This is a genomic window from Pseudomonas sp. SJZ074, from assembly GCF_007828215.1.
Lineage (GTDB): Bacteria > Pseudomonadota > Gammaproteobacteria > Pseudomonadales > Pseudomonadaceae > Aquipseudomonas.
The window spans coordinates 128,882-150,166 of the sequence record NZ_VIUE01000009.1 but is presented as its reverse complement, the minus strand read 5'-3'; the positions used below and the strand labels follow the sequence as shown (position 1 = coordinate 150,166).

General features: G+C 59.2%; 17 protein-coding genes. 8 read left to right on the top strand and 9 right to left on the bottom strand.

Annotated elements, in window-relative coordinates; translation table 11 throughout:
• Positions 1 to 128 precede the first annotated feature (128 nt).
• Together FBX99_RS12940 and FBX99_RS12935 are read right to left on the bottom strand one after the other, a co-directional pair.
• Positions 129 to 1,835, bottom strand: a complete 1,707-nt coding sequence (locus FBX99_RS12940) for a ShlB/FhaC/HecB family hemolysin secretion/activation protein (protein WP_144930756.1) — start codon at positions 1,833 to 1,835, stop codon at positions 129 to 131.
• Positions 1,836 to 2,186: 351 nt separating this feature from the next.
• On the bottom strand, positions 2,187 to 4,679 hold the full coding sequence (locus FBX99_RS12935; RefSeq protein WP_145131743.1) for a sialidase family protein: 2,493 nt from the start codon (positions 4,677 to 4,679) through the stop codon (positions 2,187 to 2,189).
• A 207-nt stretch (positions 4,680 to 4,886) separates the two neighbouring features.
• Here FBX99_RS12935 and FBX99_RS12930 point away from each other — a divergent pair, with 207 nt between their 5' ends.
• Positions 4,887 to 5,162, top strand: coding sequence for a hypothetical protein (locus tag FBX99_RS12930; protein ID WP_144930752.1), 276 nt, complete (start codon positions 4,887 to 4,889; stop codon positions 5,160 to 5,162).
• A 119-nt stretch (positions 5,163 to 5,281) separates the two neighbouring features.
• Here FBX99_RS12930 and FBX99_RS12925 read toward each other — a convergent pair whose 3' ends face one another.
• On the bottom strand, positions 5,282 to 6,628 hold the full coding sequence (locus FBX99_RS12925; RefSeq protein ID WP_144930750.1) for a DEAD/DEAH box helicase: 1,347 nt from the start codon (positions 6,626 to 6,628) through the stop codon (positions 5,282 to 5,284).
• Between the two features lie 193 nt (positions 6,629 to 6,821).
• Here FBX99_RS12925 and FBX99_RS12915 point away from each other — a divergent pair, with 193 nt between their 5' ends.
• Entirely contained in the window at positions 6,822 to 8,120 is a 1,299-nt protein-coding gene (locus tag FBX99_RS12915) for a mechanosensitive ion channel family protein (protein WP_144930746.1), read from the top strand.
• A 164-nt stretch (positions 8,121 to 8,284) separates the two neighbouring features.
• Here FBX99_RS12915 and FBX99_RS12905 read toward each other — a convergent pair whose 3' ends face one another.
• Positions 8,285 to 8,929 carry a hydrolase gene (locus tag FBX99_RS12905; protein ID WP_144930744.1) on the bottom strand — a complete coding sequence of 215 codons (645 nt, stop codon included), beginning with the start codon at positions 8,927 to 8,929 and terminating at the stop codon, positions 8,285 to 8,287.
• A 157-nt stretch (positions 8,930 to 9,086) separates the two neighbouring features.
• Between FBX99_RS12905 and FBX99_RS12900 the strand changes: the two genes are divergently transcribed.
• Positions 9,087 to 10,004, top strand: a complete 918-nt coding sequence (locus FBX99_RS12900; RefSeq protein WP_145131741.1) for a LysR family transcriptional regulator — start codon at positions 9,087 to 9,089, stop codon at positions 10,002 to 10,004.
• Here FBX99_RS12900 and FBX99_RS12895 read toward each other — a convergent pair.
• From FBX99_RS12895 to FBX99_RS12880, 4 genes are all read right to left on the bottom strand, one after another.
• Positions 9,967 to 10,830, bottom strand: coding sequence for a carboxylate/amino acid/amine transporter (locus FBX99_RS12895; protein ID WP_041020167.1), 864 nt, complete (start codon positions 10,828 to 10,830; stop codon positions 9,967 to 9,969). The two genes, FBX99_RS12900 and FBX99_RS12895, sit on opposite strands and share 38 nt — an antisense overlap.
• A gap of 75 nt (positions 10,831 to 10,905) precedes the next feature.
• The gene (locus tag FBX99_RS12890; RefSeq protein WP_145131739.1) at positions 10,906 to 12,774 is read right to left on the bottom strand and encodes an ATP-binding protein; all 1,869 of its coding nucleotides are present in this window, start codon (positions 12,772 to 12,774) and stop codon (positions 10,906 to 10,908) included.
• A gap of 227 nt (positions 12,775 to 13,001) precedes the next feature.
• The gene (locus FBX99_RS12885) at positions 13,002 to 13,601 is read right to left on the bottom strand and encodes an FMN-dependent NADH-azoreductase (RefSeq protein ID WP_139649572.1); all 600 of its coding nucleotides are present in this window, start codon (positions 13,599 to 13,601) and stop codon (positions 13,002 to 13,004) included.
• 140 nt (positions 13,602 to 13,741) lie between these two features.
• The gene (locus FBX99_RS12880) at positions 13,742 to 14,056 is read right to left on the bottom strand and encodes a 3-phosphoglycerate kinase (protein WP_144930738.1); all 315 of its coding nucleotides are present in this window, start codon (positions 14,054 to 14,056) and stop codon (positions 13,742 to 13,744) included.
• 50 nt (positions 14,057 to 14,106) lie between these two features.
• Between FBX99_RS12880 and FBX99_RS12875 the strand changes: the two genes are divergently transcribed.
• The 4 genes from FBX99_RS12875 to FBX99_RS12860 all read left to right on the top strand — a co-directional run bounded on the left by FBX99_RS12875 (position 14,107) and on the right by FBX99_RS12860 (position 18,326).
• On the top strand, positions 14,107 to 15,030 hold the full coding sequence (locus FBX99_RS12875; protein WP_144930736.1) for a LysR family transcriptional regulator: 924 nt from the start codon (positions 14,107 to 14,109) through the stop codon (positions 15,028 to 15,030).
• Between the two features lie 14 nt (positions 15,031 to 15,044).
• Positions 15,045 to 15,848, top strand: coding sequence for an alpha/beta fold hydrolase (locus FBX99_RS12870; RefSeq protein ID WP_144930734.1), 804 nt, complete (start codon positions 15,045 to 15,047; stop codon positions 15,846 to 15,848).
• 4 nt (positions 15,849 to 15,852) lie between these two features.
• A complete protein-coding gene (locus tag FBX99_RS12865; RefSeq protein WP_144930732.1) occupies positions 15,853 to 16,410 on the top strand; it encodes a peptidylprolyl isomerase in 558 nt (185 codons plus the stop codon).
• A gap of 83 nt (positions 16,411 to 16,493) precedes the next feature.
• A complete protein-coding gene (locus FBX99_RS12860; protein ID WP_144930730.1) occupies positions 16,494 to 18,326 on the top strand; it encodes an ABC transporter ATP-binding protein in 1,833 nt (610 codons plus the stop codon).
• An 89-nt stretch (positions 18,327 to 18,415) separates the two neighbouring features.
• On the opposite strand, the gene FBX99_RS12855 is transcribed toward FBX99_RS12860, so the two are convergent.
• The gene (locus FBX99_RS12855) at positions 18,416 to 19,540 is read right to left on the bottom strand and encodes a GNAT family N-acetyltransferase (protein WP_144930728.1); all 1,125 of its coding nucleotides are present in this window, start codon (positions 19,538 to 19,540) and stop codon (positions 18,416 to 18,418) included.
• 280 nt (positions 19,541 to 19,820) lie between these two features.
• Here FBX99_RS12855 and FBX99_RS12850 point away from each other — a divergent pair, with 280 nt between their 5' ends.
• Positions 19,821 to 21,137 carry a putative porin gene (locus FBX99_RS12850; RefSeq protein WP_144930726.1) on the top strand — a complete coding sequence of 439 codons (1,317 nt, stop codon included), beginning with the start codon at positions 19,821 to 19,823 and terminating at the stop codon, positions 21,135 to 21,137.
• Positions 21,138 to 21,285 lie beyond the last annotated feature (148 nt).

Here is a 21,285-nt window from a genome sequence, read left to right as displayed (position 1 = left end):
CCGCGCTTGGGCATGCCGCAGAACCGTTCGCGGTTTTGCAGGGCAGCAGAAGGTTGGCGGGCCAGCAAGGCGTATTGGCGGTCGTCCATGATCAGATCTCGTTGCTACAACATTTAAAAGGGCAGAATTTAAAAAAGAGCTTCCACGCGGAAATAGATCGGCGCTTCGCGCTCCGTCAGGGCATCCGGGCGTTCCAAGGAGTGGGCAAAGGTGACGCTGGCGCTCAGGTGCTCGCCTCGGGCGAACAGCTCCACCGAGTTGCTCGACATGCGCCCGTGCTGATCGCCGTTGTAGCGGGTCCCGCTGATCACACCCTGGTCATAGCCCAGGCTGGTGCCGTATTCGGCAAATACCGGACGCAACCATTGCAGCGTGACCGGGCGGCTCCAGCGCAGGTCGTTGCGCCAGTAGCCACCGTTGTCACCCGCCAACGATTGGTCCTTGTAACCACGAATCGAAGACTCCCCGCCCAGGCTCATGCGCTGCGGGCTGAACAGCACGTCTTCGCTGCGCTGGCCGGTCATCAGGCTGCTGAAGCTGAAAGACTCGTCCCACAGTTTGAACGGTTGCAAATAGCTGACCGTGGCGGTGTATTTGCGATAGCGGGCATCAGCCTGGCCTCGGGCCGGGTTGTGGTTGGCCTGGGCATCGAAGGCGCCGATGCCTTGCTGCATGCCCAGGTCCAGGTTGACGAAGGCACTGCCGACCCGACGGCCGTGGTTGATACCGAACTGCGCTTCGCTCAGGCGATTGCTGCTCAGCGCCAGTTTGCTGTCTTCGATGAAGTTGTTGCTGCGCAGGTAGGCCAGACCGGTGTTGAGAGAAGTTTTGCTCATGGCGTCGCGGTAGATGACCCGCTCGACCCGCAACTGATGGTTCTGGCTGTCACCGCTCTGCTTGAAGTTGAAACCGTTGGCCGCGATCTGCGAGCGGTACTCGCTCTGGCTGTAGGTGTAGCTGACGTTCCACCAGCCAAACGGCAGGTTGTAATAGAGCATGGCGTTGCGCGAGGTGTGCTGGTGATCGGTCATCGCGTCATGACCGCCGCGCAACATTAACTGATCGGCCAGGCCCAGCGGGCTGTCCCATTCGAAACGGGTGCCCCACTGCTGCTCGCCGGTGCTGCGCTGGCCGTCGTTGCTCCGGGACAGCCCGGCGCGCCAGGGCTTCTGCGGGGTATTTTTGACCAGCACTTCACTGCCGCCGACGTTCTGGCCGGGGGTCAGCTCCATTTGCGCCTGATTCGACGGCAGGCGATTGAGCTGGTCCACCATCTGCTCGATTTCCCGCAGGTTGACCAGCTCGCCGGTCTTGCCGGGAAACGCCATCGCCAACTCACGCGCCGACAGCTGGCTGTTCTCGGCGCCTTTCAAGCCTTCGAGCCGGCCCTCGACCACCAGCACCTGCAAGTGACCGCTGGACAGGTCCTGCTGCGGCAAGTAGGCACGGCTGGTGACCAGGCCTTTTTCGATGTAGTGGTCGGTGATGACCTTGAGCAATTCATTGAGCTGGGGCACGCCCAGGCATTGGCCGATGTAGGGCTGGAGCAGACGCTCGCGCTCACCGGCCGAAAGACTGTCGGCGCCCTTGAGTTCGATGGTCTTGATGGGGAAGCAACGGGTATCGGCCGGAGCGGTTGGCTGGGTCGGTTTCGCCTCTTGGCCCGGCAGGTCCTTGAGCTCCTCCAGACGGCGGCGCTGCTCTTCGAGCAGACGGTTCTGGCGCTCGCGGATCAGGTCGGTTTCACCGGGGGTCGGGGCGGCGTGAGCCAGGGTAAGCGGAGACAGGCACAGCAAAGCCAGGCACAACCTCGCCCAATGGGCGGGTGTAAACATGTTCGATCCCTCGAGCGAAGTGATATCAAAATAGCGGCGCGATGTTAGATGGCCATCATTTTGACGTCAATTAAATAGTTGCGCTCAAGGCTATCGATGGTCCCGTTCGTCTGAAATCAGGCGCCTTCCGCAAAAATGGGAAAGGTCTTAGGAAGCTGGAAGACGCAAGGGCTGTCGAATCATGCAAGCCAGCTTCTGTGGCGAGAGTTCTATGTCTACCCCAACCAAACTATGCTCATCTCATAAAAAAACCGGACCCAACGTCCGGTTTTTTCTCGAAAAAGCTTGGTGCCTGCTTCAGGAGACGCGGTTATCCGCGCTTATGAGCTTCACCGTTCGAAGTGTGAGCTGTTACTGGCCCGCCTTCTCAACGGCTTCCTCATTCTGAGGACCGAAAGAATATTTCTGGGCCCTTTCCTTCATCGTGCGCGGGTCCGGTAAACCTACGGTCTCCGGGTTCGCGAAGCCGGTTTGTTTATTACCGAGCATAGGATTGATGGCATCGAACAGAAAACTGAAACCTTGTTTCAGCGAACTCTGGGCAATGCCGTGGCACCCCATGCAGCCGCCCATGGTCAGGCTTTGAGTGCTGTGAGCGTAATCCGGCACCATGATGTTCGCCTGGTTGCGCGCATTGGTCAGGGTGTTGTCATTCCGAATCGGGAATACGTTGCTGCCACGAAACAGCTGGATCCCCGGCTGGCTGCTTTCGACCATGATATTGGCCAGGTAGTAATCCGGATCGGTTTGAGTGCTCGACGGGATGGCTTGCACACCTTTAAGCCGATAGTGCTTCCAGACCGAATTGTTGAACTCACTGCTGCCGTCCATGAGCTGTTTGACCCGGTTATTCACCGCTTCGACTTCGGAATAAATGGTCAGCGGTTGCACCACACGGATCGGGCCGGCTTGTCCTTCGGGAATTCCGTTACTGTTGGAGTAGACGGGCGGAATCAGATTCGCATTGGCAACGGGACCCGCCTTCGGCAAAGGAACCGTATAGGTTTTGTTGCCGTCGGAGAAGCTGGCAGTCGGGGGATTTTCTGTCGTGTCGAGACCGGGATAGGCAATCTCGTTGTAGTTAGCGATGTAGTAAAGCCCGCTCGGAGACTTGCCATCGGACAAGGTCAGGGCATCCTCGTGTTCGAACGTGGCGAATATGAACGTCGGATAGTTGGGCGTCTTGTGGATGATATGCAGGGCGACCAGCGCGTAGTCTTCATTGTGCGCCACCGGCGCATCGTCCTTGCCCTGATAGGTCACCACCGTCGCCGTATGGTAGCGCGCACGATTCTGTACCGGAATGTCTGCCAGTTTGCGCCATGCCGCCTTGACCTCCACCGCACCGTCGGGCAACACAATAGGGTCCTGAAAACTGCTCAGGGTTCTCGCGTACTCATAAACGACAGGGTTGGCCTTGGCCTCGAACAGGATCTGGCTGTCGTTCGAAGGCGCATAGTCGTTTCCTGTCTTTGCCACATTCGGTGGGTTGACCGGGAAGAATATCGCGTTCTGCCCTATCTGGGTCGCCTCGTCCAGATTGTTGTAATGAGCATAAGTGGCGCCTGCCGCCAAGGGCGCCCCGTTGGGGAAATTGATGTAGCTGTATTGCGGGTCGGAACCATACGGACGAACGGGACCGCCTGCGGAGTTCTTTTGTTCTTTTGCCGCCGGAAACAGCTCGGTACGGTGAGCAAAGGTTTGCCACAACAAGGGATTGGGAGATTGTGAGGCCCTGCCCGAATCCGCAAAACTACTGTCGGGATTGCCAACGCCACGGTTAGCCGGCAACGGGGTTTTGGCCGTATTGTTCAGGGCGAAAAAGCTCCGCCAGGCGAAGGTTGCATAGTCGGTGTGGCTGAGCCCCGTTGCCAGGTCCGCAGGCAGTTGCGGGTTGTCCGCCGTCAGATCGCCTGTGGTAATGGCATAGGAAACACCCAGTCCCGGCGCGCCCGTCAAATCCCCGAGCGTTTTGGAAAAATAGGGACTCCAGTTGACCCCATCGGTTGAAGCGAACGTATTGGTGCCACTGCTGATAAAAATGCGCTTGCCGATCATTGTTGCGCGGCTTAACAGAAGCTCATTGGCTATACCCGACAGCGTTTGCTCATCGCCCCAATGAGCACTGCGGTCGTAAGCACGCACGGCCAGATGGCCAATATCATAAGAGTAGTAAAGCAGCAGCTCACCGTTATAGACCACCGGCACGATGCTCAGGATCCTGTAGGCGTTTGCCTTGAACCCGAGATTTGGCTGGCTCCACTGAAGACCGTCGTCCGAGGTCACGTAGTAAACAGTGCTGTCGTCCTCCTCGCAGTAGAAGACAAACAATTGCCCGTTGTACACCACAGGACTGTTATAGGCCGCATCATCGGAGGCCGTGACAGGAATGGCGTTGGACCAGGTCATGCCGTCTTCGGAACTGACGCTATTTATTTGAGCCTGGCCGGTAAAGGTCAGTATCAGTTTTTGTTTGAACACCGTGACGGAAACATTACCCACGAGATTGGGGACGGGGATGGGCTGTGGAGTAGACCAATTACTTCCCTCCGCCGAAGTGGAAAAATAGATATGAGCGGTGTCGCTCTCGCTGACCCAGAACATATACAACTTGCCTTTGAACGACTGCACCGCGGGTGTAAACAACCCAACCGAAGTGGCTGGCACACTGCTGGTTGCGGACGGTTTTCCATTGATAGCATCAGGACTGTCGAAGACATCCACTTCGATCCCCACACCTCGTTGCGGAGTGGCAATGATCACGCTTTCGGCATAGGTCGATGAGACTGCGAACACGCTGCACAGGCACAACATCAGGCGACTGAATATCGCTCTAAGGGTCATAGTTTTCATTCCTTTGATAATGCTGCTCAAGAAGCGACCCAGCGATGCAGGCGCAATGCTACCGGTCGTTTCTCCATGGTAGACGACTGTTTAATATCGGCCAGGGTCATTCCGAAAAGAAGTCACCAGGACGGCGGTCAATGAACTTTCCACCCGACATCGGCCTCAACCCATTACCTGCCCAACAAGGAATACGAGGCTCACACCATGAAACCCCTCCTGACATTCACCCTCGCCGCCACGCTCACCTGCGCCCTGCCCGCCTGGGCCACTTGCACCCCGGAAGAAGCCACCGCCAAACGCGAACAGCTCGCTCAGGAAGTCACCAAGCTCACCCAACAGAACCCGGCCAAGGCCAAGGAGATGAATGATGAGTTGCAGGCCATGGATCTGGAGACAGCCAGCAAGGACGTGCCGGACAAGTGCCAGTTGATTGATAAGCGTCTGGAGGAACTGAAGGATGCCGGGAAAAAAGCGGGCTGACCAACCAAAGCCAGACCACCCGCTCTTGTGGCGAGGGGGCGGCGCCAAGCTTAAGTGTTGATTTCGCTCATAAAAAAACCGGACGCAGGTCCGGTTTTTTGTGGAGCCGCGCCGCAGGCTTACTCAGTCGCGGGCGCCTCTGGCTTGCGGCGCTTGAGGGGCGCCATGCCATCCTTGCTGACCAGCGAAGGCGCATCGCTCTTCGGGCGGTTGGCGGTCTTGCGCTTGGTCGGGGCCTTGGCGGCGGTTTTCTTCTTGTCGCCCTTGGCGTCGACCTTTTTCTTCTTCGCGCCGACGGCCTTGCCCGAAGCCTTGACCTTTTTCGGTCCGCCGTAGGTACCTTTGACTTCCTTGATGGTGCGGCGCTCGAAGCTCTGCTTGAGGTAGCGCTCGATGCTCGACATCAGGTTCCAGTCGCCGTGGCAGATCAGCGAGATCGCCAGGCCATCGTTGCCGGCGCGACCGGTACGGCCGATGCGGTGCACGTATTCGTCGCCGCTACGGGGCATGTCGAAGTTGATGACCAGGTCCAGGCCTTCCACGTCCAGGCCGCGCGCGGCGACGTCGGTGGCCACGAGGATCTTCACGCCGCCCTGCTTGAGGCGATCGATCGCCAGCTTGCGATCCTTCTGGTCCTTCTCGCCGTGCAGCACGAACGCCTTGTATTCCTGTGCCACCAGGCGGCCGTAGATGCGGTCGGCCATGGCACGGGTGTTGGTGAACACGATGGCTTTTTCGTAAGTCTCGTTGGCCAGCAACCAGTTGACGATCTGCTCTTTGTGCTGGTTGTGATCCGCCGTGATGATCTGCTGGCGGGTGGTGGAGTTCAGTTGGCTGACCGCGTTGAGCTGCAAGTGCTCCGGGTTGTTCAGCACCTTGGCGACCATCTCCCGCAGGCCCGAACCGCCGGTGGTGGCGGAGAACAGCATGGTCTGCTGGCGGTTGGCGCATTCGTCCACCAGCCGCTGCACGTCTTCGGCGAAGCCCATGTCGAGCATGCGGTCGGCCTCATCCAGCACCAGCACTTCGACTTCCTTGAGGTCGAGGTTACCGGCGTTCAATTGTTCGATCATCCGTCCCGGCGTACCGATCAGGATGTCCGGCACCTTGCGCAGCATGGCGGCTTGGACCTTGAAGTCTTCGCCGCCGGTGATCAGGCCGGACTTGATGAAAGTGAACTGCGAGAAACGCTCCACTTCCTTCAAGGTCTGCTGGGCCAGTTCACGGGTCGGCAGCAGGATCAGGGTCTTGATGCTGACACGGACCTTGGCCGGACCGATCAGGCGATTGAGGATCGGCAACACGAACGCGGCGGTCTTGCCGCTGCCGGTCTGCGCCGTCACCCGCAAGTCACGCCCCTGGAGCGCGAGCGGAATGGCCGCTGCCTGCACCGGCGTTGGCTCGACAAATTTAAGCTCGGCCACGGCTTTGAGCAGGCGTTCGTGCAGGGCGAATTCGGAAAACACGGGTGCTACCTCGAAGAAATGCAAAAAAACAGCTGCATAGGGTAACGGTTTCGAGCGCGAAGGCCGAGTTTCTTTATGCAAACGGCGACAATCAGTGGCTTTTTTTTACGGCCGACTCGCCATCAACAGTCACTTCGGCAGGCTTAAATGCTCTAATCCCACGTCGCATTTCAATAGAAGATCCGTTTCGCCCATGGACATCAAACAGCTCTGGCTCAACATCCAAGACTTCTGGGGTGCCCTCGACCAGCATCCGCTCCTGCATACCGGCCTCGCCCTGGTGCTGCTGCTGACCATCGCCCTGGTGCTCGGACGCGTGGCGCGCTACCTGATCCTGCACGGCGCCAAGCTGCTCGGCCGCCAGCCGGCCCTGCATTGGGTCAGCGACCTGCGCCACAACAAGGTCTTCCATCGTCTGGCGCAGATGACACCTTCGCTGCTCATCCAGTTCGGCCTGCCCCTGGTACCCGGCCTCAGCAAGACCAGCCTGGTGTTCCTCGGCAATGTCGCCACGGCCTTCACCGTTCTGTTCCTGATGCTGACCCTCAGCGCCCTGCTCAACGCCCTGCTGGATGTCTACGCTCGCACCGAACATGCCCGGACCCGCTCGATCAAGGGCTATGTGCAACTGACGAAAATGGTGCTGTATGTATTCAGCGCGATCATCATCGTCGCCACCCTGATCGACCGTTCGCCATTGTTGTTGCTGTCGGGCCTGGGTGCGATGTCGGCGGTGATCCTGTTGGTATACAAGGACACCCTGCTGTCGTTCGTCGCCAGCGTGCAACTGACCAGCAATGACATGCTGCGAGTCGGCGACTGGATCGAAATGCCCCAGGTCGGCGCCGACGGTGATGTGGTGGATATCACGCTGCATACGGTCAAGGTGCAGAACTTCGACAAGACCATCGTTTCGATCCCGACCTGGCGGCTGATGTCCGAATCGTTCAAGAACTGGCGCGGCATGCAACAATCCGGCGGGCGACGGATCAAGCGCAGCCTGTTCATCGATGCCAGCGGCGTGCGCTTCTTGCATGACGAGGAGGAACAGCGCCTGACCCATGTGCGCCTGCTGACCGACTACATCAGCCGCAAACAGGCCGAGCTCAAGGCCTGGAACGAAGCCCAGGGCAACGTTGCGGCGATGTCGGCCAACCGCCGGCGCATGACCAACCTCGGCACCTTCCGCGCCTATGCCCTGGCGTACTTGAAGAGCCACCCCGAAATCCAGCCGAACATGACCTGCATGGTGCGCCAGTTGCAAACCACGGCCCAGGGCATCCCGCTGGAAATCTACTGCTTTACCCGCACCACCGCATGGGCCGACTACGAGCGTATCCAGGGGGATATCTTCGATTACCTGCTGGCGGTGATGCCGGAGTTCGGCTTGAACCTGTATCAGCAGCCGAGTGGCATGGACTTGCGTTCGGGGTTGGGGCCGGCGGTGCTGGGGGCGAGTCATATTCCCGAGCCACAGAAAAAGGTCATCTGAAACCACATTCCCCTTGTGGGAGCGGGCTTGCTCGCGAAGGCGGTGGGTCAGTCAATCAGATATCAACTGATACTCCGCTTTCGCGAGCAAGCCCGCTCCCACAGGGATTCGGTTCGTATACAGATACCGGGCACACTCCCACAGGGTTTTCAGCTATCCAGGGGTTACTTGGCCTGACGTTGCGGAGCCTTGTGCACCATGGTGTAGGCGTAGTCCACGCCCATGCCATAAGCGCCGCTGTGTTCCAGTACCAGCCCCATCACCGCCTCGTAAGTCTCTTTGTGTGCCCAGTCACGTTGGTACTCCAGCAGCACTTGTTGCCAGGTCACCGGCACCGCACCGGCCTGAATCATCCGCTGTACCGACATGTCATGCGCTTCTTTGCTGGTGCCGCCCGAGGCGTCGGTGACGATGTAGACCTCGTAGCCTTCAGCCAGCGCTTCCAGTGCCGGGAAGGTCAGGCATACCTCGGTCCACAGCGCCGCGATGATCAGTTTCTTGCGGCCGGTGGCTTTCACCGCGTCAACCAGCGCCTTGTCTTCCCAGGAGTTCATCGAAGTACGCTCGATTGGCTTCTGATCCGGGTGGACTGCCAACAGTTCAGGCCAGATGTAACCGCTGAAGCTTTCGGTTTCGACCGAGGTGTAGATCGTCGGTACGTTGAAGATCTTCGCCGCTTTGGCCAGGCCGACGGTGTTGTTCTTCAAGGTCTGACGGTCGATCGACTGTACGCCGAAGGCCATTTGTGGCTGGTGGTCGATCAGGATCAGAGCGGAGTTGGTTGGGTTCAGCAGTTCGCGGATAGACATGGTGTGTTCCTTTTTAATGTAGAGATTTCAATCGATTAGGGTGTGTCGATGTTCGCTTCAGCGGTGATGTCGTCGGCATGGGTGTACTTTAGGGGCTAGCCATAAAAGGGACAATTACCTAAAATCGAGAATCATTGATTCTAAAAAAGGAACAATCATGGATCGCATCGAATGCATGCGCGCGTTCGTCGTCACCGTGGGCGAGAACGGCTTCGCGGCAGCCGCCCGGGCCATGGACGTGCCCAGGTCGAAGGTCAGCAAGCAGATTCAGGCGCTGGAAGAAGCCATCGGCGTGCAATTGCTGCAACGCACCACGCGCAGCCTGCATCTCACCGAAGCAGGCGCCGAGTATTTCGAGGCGGCTCGGGAAGTCCTGGCGGCACTGGATGAGGCCGAGCAGCGGGCGCGGGACGGGATTGGTGAGTTACGCGGGGTGTTGCGGGTCAACGCGCCGATGTCGTTCGGCCTGCGCCGGCTGGGCAAGCTGATTCCGCTGTTCCATGAACGGCATCCGAACATCGAGCTGCAAGTGGTGCTCAGCGACCAGCAGGTCGATCCGGTGCGCGGCGGTTTCGACGTGACCATCCGTATCGCCAGCATGCCCGACTCCACCATGATCGCCCGGCAACTGGCGCCGGCGCCACGCATCATGGTCGCCGCCCCGGCCTACCTGGAGCGTGCGGGTGTCCCGCAGACGCCCCAGGACCTGCGCACCCATCAGTGCCTCAACTACGGCTACCTGCAAAGTGGCGTGAGCCTGCAACTGTGTAATGGCAAGGAGACGCAACGGGTCAATGTCACCGGCCCCCTGCACGTCAACAACGGCGACTTGCTCGCCCAGGCCGCCGAGGCCGGCATGGGTATTGCGCTGCTGCCGGATTTCATCGTGGAAGACGCTCTGGCTGCCGGGCGGCTGGTGCCGGTACTGTGCGAATGGCAAGCCCCGGCGATCAGCATCAACGCGGTGTATTCGTCAGCCCGGCGCCTGCCACAGAAAACCCGGGCCTTCATCGACTTCCTGGTCGAACAATTGGCGCTCAGGCAACCTGCGGCTTGCGCAGGCTCAACCGACTGATCCACACCGCAAGCAGAATGACACCGCCGCCCAGGAACAACCGGCCCAATGCCTCGTGCTGGTTCCAGATCAGCAGGTTCAGCAACAGCCCTACAGGCACGTGCAGGTTGTTCATCACCGCCAACGTCCCGCCTTGGACCAGGCATGCGCCTTTGTTCCACCAGTACAGCCCCAGGGCTGTGGAGACGAGGCCGAGGAACACCAGCACGCCCCATTGCAGTGGCGCTTCAGGCCAGAAATTCGTCTTGCCGAACAGCAGGAAAGCCGGCAACGCCACCGCCAGCGCGCCGAGGTAGAAGTAGCCGAAACGCCGGTAGTGCGGCAGGTCGCTCGGGTGGCGGGCCACCAGATGCTTGTACAACACCTGCCCAGCCGCGTAGGTGAAGTTGGCCAGTTGCAACAACAGGAAACCCATGAAGAAATCCGGATTGATCCGGTCATAGCGAATCACTGCCGCGCCGGCCACGGCCACCAACGCAGCGACCAGCGCCCAGGGGTTGAAACGACGGTTCAGCGCGTCTTCGATCAAGGTCACGTGCAGTGGCGTGAGTATGGTGAAAAGCAGCACCTCGGGCACCGTCAGCACCCGGAAGCTCAGGTACAGGCAGACGTAGGTCACGCCGAACTGCAAGGCGCCGATCAACAGCATGCCGCGCATGAACGATGCTTCAACCTGGCGCCAACGGGTCAATGGAATGAACACCAACCCGGCCAGCAGCACCCGGACCAGCACCGCGAAATAACTGTCCACATGCCCGGCCAGGTATTCGCCGATCAGGCTGAAGGAAAATGCCTGGATCAATGTCACAAAAAGTAGATAGCCCATACGCCCCTCGTTTCGGAAGGCGGCGAAGATAGCCGTTTTTGCTGGATCAGTGAACGGCGTTCATTCCCTAGCCACTTAACTGGAAACTTCATCCACCGCTGGCGTGCGAACCTGACGTTGTTGCCGATCGTTGGCTGCCCGCTGAAGCACCCGGGTCACGGCCTGGAAATTTGCCGGCTTGGTTAGAATGTCATCGGCTCCGGCGGCTCTGAAACGTTCGACCTCGTGGGAAAAAACACTCGCGGTAAAAGCAACGATGTAACAAGCATTGCCCTGCGGCAGCCCACGGATCTTGCGGATCGCTTCCACCCCATCCATCACCGGCATGTTGATGTCCATGAGAATGACCTCTGGCATCGAAGTCGCACAGCGCCTGATCGCCTCCAGGCCATCGGATGCAAGATCAGCGATGTACCCCAGCGCTTCCAGCATTGCCATGGCCACTTTCTGATTCACCGGATGGTTCTCTACCAGCAGGATATCGAGCGGGTAGCGCGTGGCGAAATATGCGTCGAAATCCACGGCGTCATGTTCGTCACCCAAGGGAATTTCCGAGCCTCGGAACGATTCCATGGGGAGCGAGAAGGAGAACGTCGAACCGATCCCTAATCGGCTGGTAAAAGATAAAGTCCCCTGCTGTGCTTCGACCAGTTTCTTGCAGATTGAAAGACCGAGGCCACTCCCGGTAAAACGTTGACTGGCTTGTCCTTTAAGCTGGACAAAGGGCTCGAACAGGCTGTCTTGCCGCTCTTCGGGAATGCCTATGCCGGTATCGTGTATGGAAAAGTCGAGCTGGGCTCCAGCGTCGTGTCCACTCGTCGTGACCGTGAGCGATACTTTTCCGCTTTCGGTGAACTTGATCGCGTTGCCCAGCAAATTGATCAATACCTGACGCAGACAATCGATATCGGTTTTAACCCAACGGGGTACGCTCGAGGACACTTGAGTTTCAATGATGATCGGCTTGTCCTTGATGCTCTGCCGGATGATTTCAACAGTGGATGAAACCAGCGCTCGCAATTCAAATACACAAGGCTTCAACTCAAGTTTGCCCGCTTCGATTTTCGCCAGATCGAGAACGTTGTCGATCAGCGACAGCAAGCTCCGCCCGCTGGTCTGAATCGTCTTCAAGAGGGTGTTCTGCTCGACGGTCAAAGACGAACGTGACAGCAACTCGGTGGCCCCGATGACCCCGTGCATGGGGGTACGGATCTCATGACTCATGGTGGCTAAAAATCTGGTTTTTGAACGATCTGCTTCCTCGGCGGCGTTCTTTGCCTCGTTCAATAGCCGTTCGTTCGTTTGCAACTGCTGGAGGTGGGCACGGGTGCGGAAAAGGCTGAACGCGAGGAAGACCAGAATGGCAAGAATGATATGGTGCAGCGAATCCTGATTGAGTTGGTGATAGTAATCCTCCAACGTCATCTCCGCCCCCGCCACATAAACCGTACCGTCCTTGGACTTCATAGGGACGAAGACGGCGCGAAAATCCCCCCAATGGTCCGAGTAATCGATCCAAGTGGGCTCGCTGCGCTCGAAGCTATCGAGTAACGCCTGGCTGGCATCAGGATAAGGATCGAAGAAACGCACGAAGTTCTTTTCCTCGATTTCTTTCTTCGATGCGCTGGAACTGATCAGGTATGCCTTTCCATCACGCTTGATCACGCTGTAGACAAAGGCGGTGCCCATTGACTCGTTGAAACTGGAAAGCCGCTGAATGGCGTCCCAGTCTTGCGCCGGCGATTTGGACTGTTTGTCGATCAGGTTGTCATGATAGCCATCACCGAGGATGGCCGAAGCGCCTAACGCGGCATGCAGCAGTTTGCTATTGATGTTGTCGGTCAGGATCCCCTGGGTCTCGACGTAGAGGTAATAGATATAGCCACTGACCCCTACGATGTAGACCAGAAGAAATGCCCATGTTTTGCGCCTGAGTTTGAACATCGTTCACAGCCTCCATTCTGTCCGCCCAGCATAGAGCGAAGGCTGGTTAAAAACCATTCTCAAAAAAAAAGCCCGATCTCGCCAATGCGTTCAATCGGGCTACTGCACTCAGGAGCAACAAGTGCAAAGGGAGGTTCGATGCGCGAAACGGATTGAAGGGAATCGCCAGGTCAACAGTGGCCTGTGTGGCCACTAGACCACCCGACGATTAGCCGAGGATTAACAAATCAAGCGACCTGGGACAGTTTGGCGTTGGCCTGATTCAAGCCCTTCTCCTGGAAGTCACCGCCCAGGTTCATGCCTTCGGCATGGATGAAGGTCACGTCGTGAATCCCGATGAAGGCCATGACCTGCCGCAGGTAGGGCTCCTGATGATCGGAGCTGCCACCGGCGTGGATGCCGCCGCGAGCGGTCAGCACGAAGGCCCGCTTGCCGGTCAGCAGGCCTTGGGGCCCGGTGGGGGTGTACTTGAAGGTCACCCCGGCACGTAGCACATGGTCGAGCCAGGCTTTCAAGGTGCTGGGAATGGCGAAGTTGTACATCGGCGCAGCCATCACCAGTACATCGGCGGCCAACAACTCATCGGTCAGTTGGTTGGAGCGCTCCAGCGAGGCGTTCTCGATGTCATTGCGCTGCTCGGCGGGCTTCATCCAGCCACCCAGCAGGTTGGCGTCCAAATGAGGCACGGCATTGACTGCAAGGTCGCGGACGTTGATTTCATCGGCCGGATGAGCAGCTTTCCATTGCTTGATGAAGGTCTGGGTGAGTTGACGGGAAACCGAGTCTTGCTGGCGGGCACTGCTTTCGATAATCAGAACGCGGGACATGGGATGTAGGCTCCATCTGAATGTGTTGTCAGTCGATGGAACAGAGACTAATAGGGACTATATCGATAAAAAAGCGCAAATACTTGCTGCAAAGCATCGATAAATTCGTTTATAAGCTGAACCAGCGTCCCAGTTTCGATTTACTTCGGCCTACAGGTCAGCTCGATGCGCAGTTTGATGATGTTGCGGTTGAACTTGGCGGTGGCGTTCTTGAACTTGCCGGCGGCCACTTCGATCTTGCGGGTACGAGGCGCTTCCGGCCCGTTGCGGAACACCACGGTGCAGGCCGCGTCGGTGCTGCCGTAGTTGTTGACCTGGATGGAGCCGATGTCGGCGTCGGTGTCGTAGGCGGTGTAGTCGATCTTCAGGCCGTCGAGGTGTTTTTCCACATCGATCGGATACGCGAACGCAGTCAGCGGCAACAGGGCCAGCACTGCACAACAGATTTTCTTCATTCGGCTGTCTCCACCAAGGGACCGCCAGCTTAGGACAAGAGGAGCTCAATATGAAAGCGCCCCGCGTGACCCTTGATCAATGGCGAACCCTGCAGGCCGTGGTAGACCACGGCGGTTTCGCCCAGGCCGCCGACGTGTTGCACCGCTCCCAATCGTCGGTAAGCTATACCGTGGCCCGCATGCAGGATCAGCTCGGCGTGCCCTTGTTGCGCATCGATGGACGCAAAGCGGTGCTGACCGAGGCTGGCGGCGTGCTGTTGCGGCGCTCCCGGCAGCTGGTAAAACAGGCCAGCCAACTGGAAGACCTGGCCCATCACATGGAACAGGGTTGGGAAGCCGAAGTACGGCTGGTGGTCGACGCCGCCTACCCCACCGCCCGCCTCGTCCGGGCCCTGGCGGCGTTCATGCCGCAGAGCCGCGGCTGCCGGGTACGCCTGCGGGAAGAAGTGCTGTCGGGTGTGGAGGAGGTGCTGCTCGAAGGCGTCGCCGACCTGGCCATCATTGGCTTCAGCATCCCCGGCTATCTCGGTGCTGAGCTGAGCGACGTGGAGTTCGTCGCCGTGGCCCACCCCGAACATGCGTTGCACCGGCTCAATCGCGAGCTGACGTTCCAGGACCTGGAAAGTCAGTTGCAAGTGGTGATCCGCGATTCCGGTCGCCAGCAACCCCGGGACGTGGGCTGGCTCGGTGCCGAGCAACGCTGGACCGTCGGCAGCCTCGCCACCGCCGCGACCTTCGTCGGCAGCGGCCTGGGCTTTGCCTGGCTGCCCCGGCACATGATCGAACGGGAACTGCGGGAGGGCACGCTCAAGCGGCTACCCTTGGATCAGGGGGGCAGCCGCAACCCGAGCTTCTACCTGTATTCGAACAAGGAAAAACCCCTGGGCCCGGCCACGCAAATCCTCATCGAACTGCTGCGCACCTTCGATACCGCGCCTCTGGATGCGCCGTTCGCCGCCCCTGAACAAGCCTGACAAGGAGTTCGCCGATGGCCTATTTCGTACACGAAGACTGCAATCTGCACTACGAGGAATACGGCCACGGCGCACCGCTGCTGCTGGTCCATGGGCTGGGTTCCAGCACCCTGGATTGGGAAAAACAGATCCCGGTATTGTCCGCCCATTACCACCTGATCGTGGTGGACGTGCGCGGCCACGGACGCTCCGACAAACCCCGCGGCCCCTACAGCATCGAAGGTTTCAGCGCCGACCTGAGCGCCCTGATCGATCACCTGGACCTGGGCCCGGTACATCTGGTGGGCTGGTCGATGGGCGGCATGATCGCCTTTCAGTTGGCAGTGGACGAGCCCGGGCGGGTCAAGAGCCTGTGCATTGTCAACAGCGCGCCGCAAGTCAAGATCCGCACGCTGGACGATTGCTGGCAATGGTTCAAGCGCTGGAGCCTGATGCGTATCCTCAGCCTGGAGACCATCGGCAAGGCCCTGGGAGCCAAGCTGTTCCCCAAGCCCGAACAGGCGGATTTACGCCTTGAAATGGCCCGGCGCTGGGCAAAAAACGACAAACATGCTTATCTCGCCAGCTTCGATGCCGTCGTGGGCTGGGGTGTCCAGGAACGACTCTCGCAGGTTGCCTGTCCAACCCTCGTTATCTGCGCCGACCACGACTACACCCCGGTGGCCCTGAAGGAAGCCTATGTAAAACAGTTGCCCGATGCCCGACTGGTGGTCTTCACCGATTCAAGGCACGCTACGCCGCTGGACCAACCCGAACGCTTCAACCAAACCCTGCTCGACTTTTTGATCGCAATCGATTCCACCACTCAGGATCAATGAACCCATGCTGAAAAAGATCGCCCTCGCCGCCGGCTCCGTTCTGTTTGCCGCCAACCTGATGGCCGCACCAGCGCCCCACGTGTTGCTGGAAACCACCAACGGCCAGATCGAAATCGAACTGGACCCGGTCAAGGCCCCCATCAGTACCGAAAACTTCCTCAAGTACGTGGACAGCGGTTTCTACAACAACACGATTTTCCACCGAGTGATCCCGGGCTTCATGGCCCAGGGCGGCGGCTTCACCCAGCAGATGGAACAAAAAGACACCAAGGCGCCGATCAAGAACGAAGCCAGCAATGGCTTGCATAACGTTCGCGGCACCTTGTCGATGGCCCGCACTTCCGATCCGAACTCGGCCACCAGCCAGTTTTTCATCAATGTGGCCGACAACGCGTTCCTCGACCCGGGCCGTGATGCCGGTTACGCCGTATTCGCCAAAGTGGTCAAGGGCATGGACGTGGTGGACATCATCGTCAACTCCCAGACCACCACCAAGCAAGGCATGCAAAACGTGCCGATCGACCCTGTGATCATCAAGTCGGCCAAGCGCATCGTTGACTGACGGTACAGGGCAAGCCTGAGCGGCGACGGCGATCCCGTGCCGCTCACAGCAAAAAAAGGAGAGCCCTGCCCGGGCTGTTTACCATGGTTTATCGCCGTTTCGAAAAGCTGATCGACATCTTCCGCGACGCCCCGAGTTCGGCCCCACCGAACCGCGTCCTGCCCTTCTACACGTATTACCTGAGACAAGTCTGGCCGAGCTTCGCCGTCCTGCTGGTGGTGGGCCTGATCGGCGCACTGATCGAGGTGGCGCTGTTCAGTTACCTGAGTCGCATCATCGACCTCGCCCAAGGCACGCCCAACGTCGACTTCTTCAAGATCCATGGCCTGGAACTGGCCTGGATGGCCGTGGTGGCGCTGATCCTGCGGCCCATTTTCGTGGCCTTGCATGACCTGCTGGTGCACCAGACCCTGAGCCCCGGCATGACCAGCCTGATCCGCTGGCAGAACCACAGCTATGTGCTCAAGCAGAGCCTGAATTTTTTCCAGAACGACTTCGCCGGGCGCATCGCCCAGCGCATCATGCAGACCGGCAATTCCCTGCGGGACTCGGCGGTGCAGGCCGTGGACGCGTTGTGGCATGTATTGATCTACTCCATCGGCTCGCTGGTGCTGTTCGCCGAAGCCGACTGGCGCCTGATGATCCCTCTTTTGCTGTGGATCGCTGCCTATATCGGCTCGCTCTATTACTTCGTGCCACGGGTTAAGGAACGCTCGGTGGTGTCGTCCGATGCCCGCTCCAAGCTCATGGGTCGGATCGTCGACGGCTATACCAACATCACCACCCTGAAGCTGTTCGCTCACACCCATTTCGAACAGCAGTACGCTCGCGAAGCCATCCAGGAGCAGACCGAAAAAGCCCAACTGGCCGGCCGCGTGGTGACCAGCATGGATGTGGTCATCACCAGCATGAACGGGCTGCTGATCGTCGGCACCACCGGCCTGGCGCTATGGTTGTGGACCCAGTCGCTGATCAGCGTCGGTGCCATTGCCCTGGCGACCGGGCTGGTGATCCGTATCGTCAACATGTCTGGCTGGATCATGTGGGTGGTCAACGGCATCTTCGAAAACATCGGCATGGTCCAGGACGGCCTGCAGACCATTGCCCAGCCGGTCAGCGTCACTGACCGCGAGCACGCCAAGCCATTGGCCGTGGGTCGGGGCGAAGTGCGCTTCGAGCATGTGGATTTCCACTATGGCAAGAAGAGCGGTGTGATCGGCGACCTGAACCTGCTGATCAAGCCTGGGGAAAAGATCGGTCTCATCGGCCCGTCCGGCGCGGGGAAATCCACCCTGGTCAACCTGCTGCTGCGTCTTTATGACGTCGAGGGCGGACGGATCCTCATCGACGGCCAGGACATTGCCGAAGTGAGCCAGGAAAGCCTGCGTGAACGGATCGGCATGATCACCCAGGACACGTCGCTGCTGCACCGCTCGATTCGCGACAATTTGCTTTACGGCAAGCCCGACGCCACCGACGCGCAGCTCTGGGAAGCCGTACACAAGGCCCGTGCCGATGAGTTCATCCCGCTGCTGTCGGACGCCCAGGGCCGCACCGGTTTCGACGCCCATGTGGGTGAACGCGGTGTGAAACTCTCCGGCGGTCAGCGCCAGCGCATCGCCATTGCCCGGGTGCTGCTCAAGGATGCGCCGATCCTGATCATGGACGAGGCGACCTCCGCACTCGACTCGGAAGTGGAAGCGGCGATCCAGGAAAGCCTCGAGACGCTGATGCAAGGCAAGACCGTGATCGCCATCGCCCACCGTCTCTCGACCATCGCCCGGATGGACCGGCTGGTGGTGCTGGAAAACGGCCGCATCGCCGAAACCGGCAGCCACGCCGAACTGCTGGCCCATGGCGGGTTGTATGCGCGGTTGTGGCAGCACCAGACGGGAGGGTTTGTGGGGATTGACTGAATTCTGACTCAACCCCCTGTGGCAAGGGGATTTATCTGTGGCGAGGGGATTTATCCCCTCGCCACAGGACCCCATTTCAGCCAGAAACATCAACACTGCCGATACGGCAACGCCCCTCTCGCCTCCTCGGCATACGCCAACACCCCCTCCTGTTCCCGGTTGAGGAAATCCGCCACCGCGGCCTTCAACCCGGGATGGCGTACGTAATGCCACGACCGGGTAATCACCGGTTCGAAACCGCGAATGAGCTTGTGCTCGCCCTGGGCGCCGGCATCGAATCGCTGAAAACCTTGGGCAATCGCATAATCCATTCCCTGGTAGAAACAGGTCTCAAAGTGCAGGCGGTCGAACTCTGCCAGGCAGCCCCAGTAACGCCCGTAGAAACTGTCGCCGCCTACCAGGCTGAACGCCATCGCCACCGGTCGCGATCCTTGCCTGGCCAGCACCACGCGGATGGCCTTGGGCATGCGTTCGGCCAGCAGGCTGAAAAACTCCCGGGTCAGGTACGGTGCCTGTCGGCGTACGGCGTAGGTATTGGCGTAGCAGGCATAGACGAAATCCCACTGCGCCTCGTCCAGTTGATGCCCCTCGAACCATTCGAAGTCGATACCCTGCCCCGCCACTTGCTCGCGCTCCTTGCGCATCTGCTTGCGCTTGCGGGAACTGAGTGCGTCGAGAAAATCCTGGAAGTCTCGATAGTCGCGGTTGTGCCAGTGGTACTGGCAGCCGATCCGCTGCAGCCACCCCTCTTGCGCGGCAAGTGCCGTGTCGGTAAAGGGATCTGTGAAGTTGATATGGGCACTGGAAAGCCCTTCGATTTCCAGGTAGCCCGGCAAACTCTTGAGCAACTCGAAACCGTCTTCGACCGTGGCCGCCAGTAGACGTGGCCCGCTGACCGGACTGAACGGCACAGCGGTCAGCAGTTTCGGGTAGTAGTCGATGCCGGCATGCGCGCAGGCGTCTGCCCAGCCATGATCGAACACGTATTCGCCATAGGAATGCCACTTGCGATAGCTGGGCAACGCGGCGATCAGTCGGTCACCGTCCGTGTGCAACAGATGCTCGGGCTGCCATCCGGAATGCGGACCGACACTGCCGCTGTCCTCCAATGTGCTGAGGAAGGCGTGGCGCAGAAACGGCTGGCGTTCCGGCACCAGGGCATCCCAGGTGCGAGGCACTATTTCAGACAGTCTGTGCAGGCGCTGCAACGGCATCGATTCCTCTCCACTTGGCGATTCAGAGCGTAGCCAGTATCGCTTATCGCCATGAGTTCCACACCCCGCGGGGTCGACAAGACCTGTTCAGCGGCGTTCGTAAAAGCACCGAATCGTCACCGACGTGCCACCACATTGCCATCGCATTGCAATAAACCATCGCGATACTGGCGCCTGTTTTTAGAGCGCTGGGTTCTAACCCGGTCATTTGTTCCGTCCTTCAACGGTCGGTTGTGCCCTGGATGATCCGGTCATCCTCTCTCATCCTTCGGAGATTGATATGCGTCTTGCTTCCACGAAAACTGCGGCGGCCCTGTGTAGCGGTCTGCTGCTGGCCATGAGTGTACCGGCCAGCGCCGCAGTCGACGCCAAATTGCTCGACATGCTCAAAGCCAACGGTTCGATTACCACCGCGCAGTACACCGAATTGCAAGCCGAACTGGCCCGGGATCAAAAGGAGCAGCAAATCGCTCGCCAGGCTCAGCAGGAAACCAATGAACAGATCGTCGCGACTGCGAAGAAAACCAACGAGCTGAGCTCCTTCGACCAGAAGCTGGCATGGGCGGCCAAGACCCAGTTCAAAGGTGACGTGCGCTTCCGTCAGGAAACCGTGAAGAACGATGGCGTCTCCAACACCGGTGACCAGGACCGCCAACGTATCCGCGTTCGCCTGGGTGCCTACAGCGAAATCAACCCGCAGGTGGACACCGGCATCCGCATCGCCACCGGCAGCGACAACGACTCGCGCTCTACCAACCAGAGCCTGGACAACAACTTCACCAAGAAAGACCTGTGGCTGGACCAGGGCTATGTCGACTACCACCCGGACGCCATCAAGAACCTGCACCTCGTGGGCGGCAAGATGCCACAGCAATGGGTGAGCATGGGCGACATCATCTGGGACAGCGACATCAGCCCGGAAGGTTTGTCGGCGTCCTACAAATACCCGCTGGGCGCCAGCACCGAGCTGTTCGGCAGCGCCGGTCACTACACTCTCAAAGACAACGTGGACGGCGAAGGCAAACAGTTCCGTCACGACCTGCGCCTGTACGCAGGTCAGTTGGGCGCCCGCTTCGCGATCACCGACAATCTGAAAATGACCCTGGGCGGCAGCATCTACGCCTACGACAACGACAATGACATCAGCAATACCTGCTCGGCCAACACCTGCCGCCTGGCCATCAACGGCAACAGCGCGAACGAACAGTTCAAGCTGTACGAAGGCTTTGGTCAACTCGACATCGGCGGCCTGCCCATGCCTCTGTCGCTGTACGGCCAGGTGGTCAACAACAAGGACGCCAGCAACGACCAGGACATGGGCTGGCTGGTGGGTGCCAAGACCAAGGTTTTCGGCTTCGGCCTGGACTACAACTATCGCGACGTACAGCGTAACGCCGTGGTCGGTGCCTTTACCGACTCCGACTTCGCCAACGGCTTCACCGGTTCCCGTGGCAGCAAGCTGAAAGCGAGCTACGAACTGGACAAGAACTTCTCGCTCGGCGCGACGTACTTCATGGCCGACTCCGACTACACCAACGCCACGCTGAAGGACTCGAAGATCAACACCCTGCAACTGGATGCTGAAGCGAAGTTCTGATCACCCGCCTCACGACTCGGGCAAGGACGCCCGACGCGCATTTTATAGCCTGACGTTGTTGCATCGGTCCCACCGGTTCAGCAACGCCAGGTTTTTTTATATCTAACCGCCCCTTGTGGGAGCGAGCCTGCTCGCGATGAGGCCATGT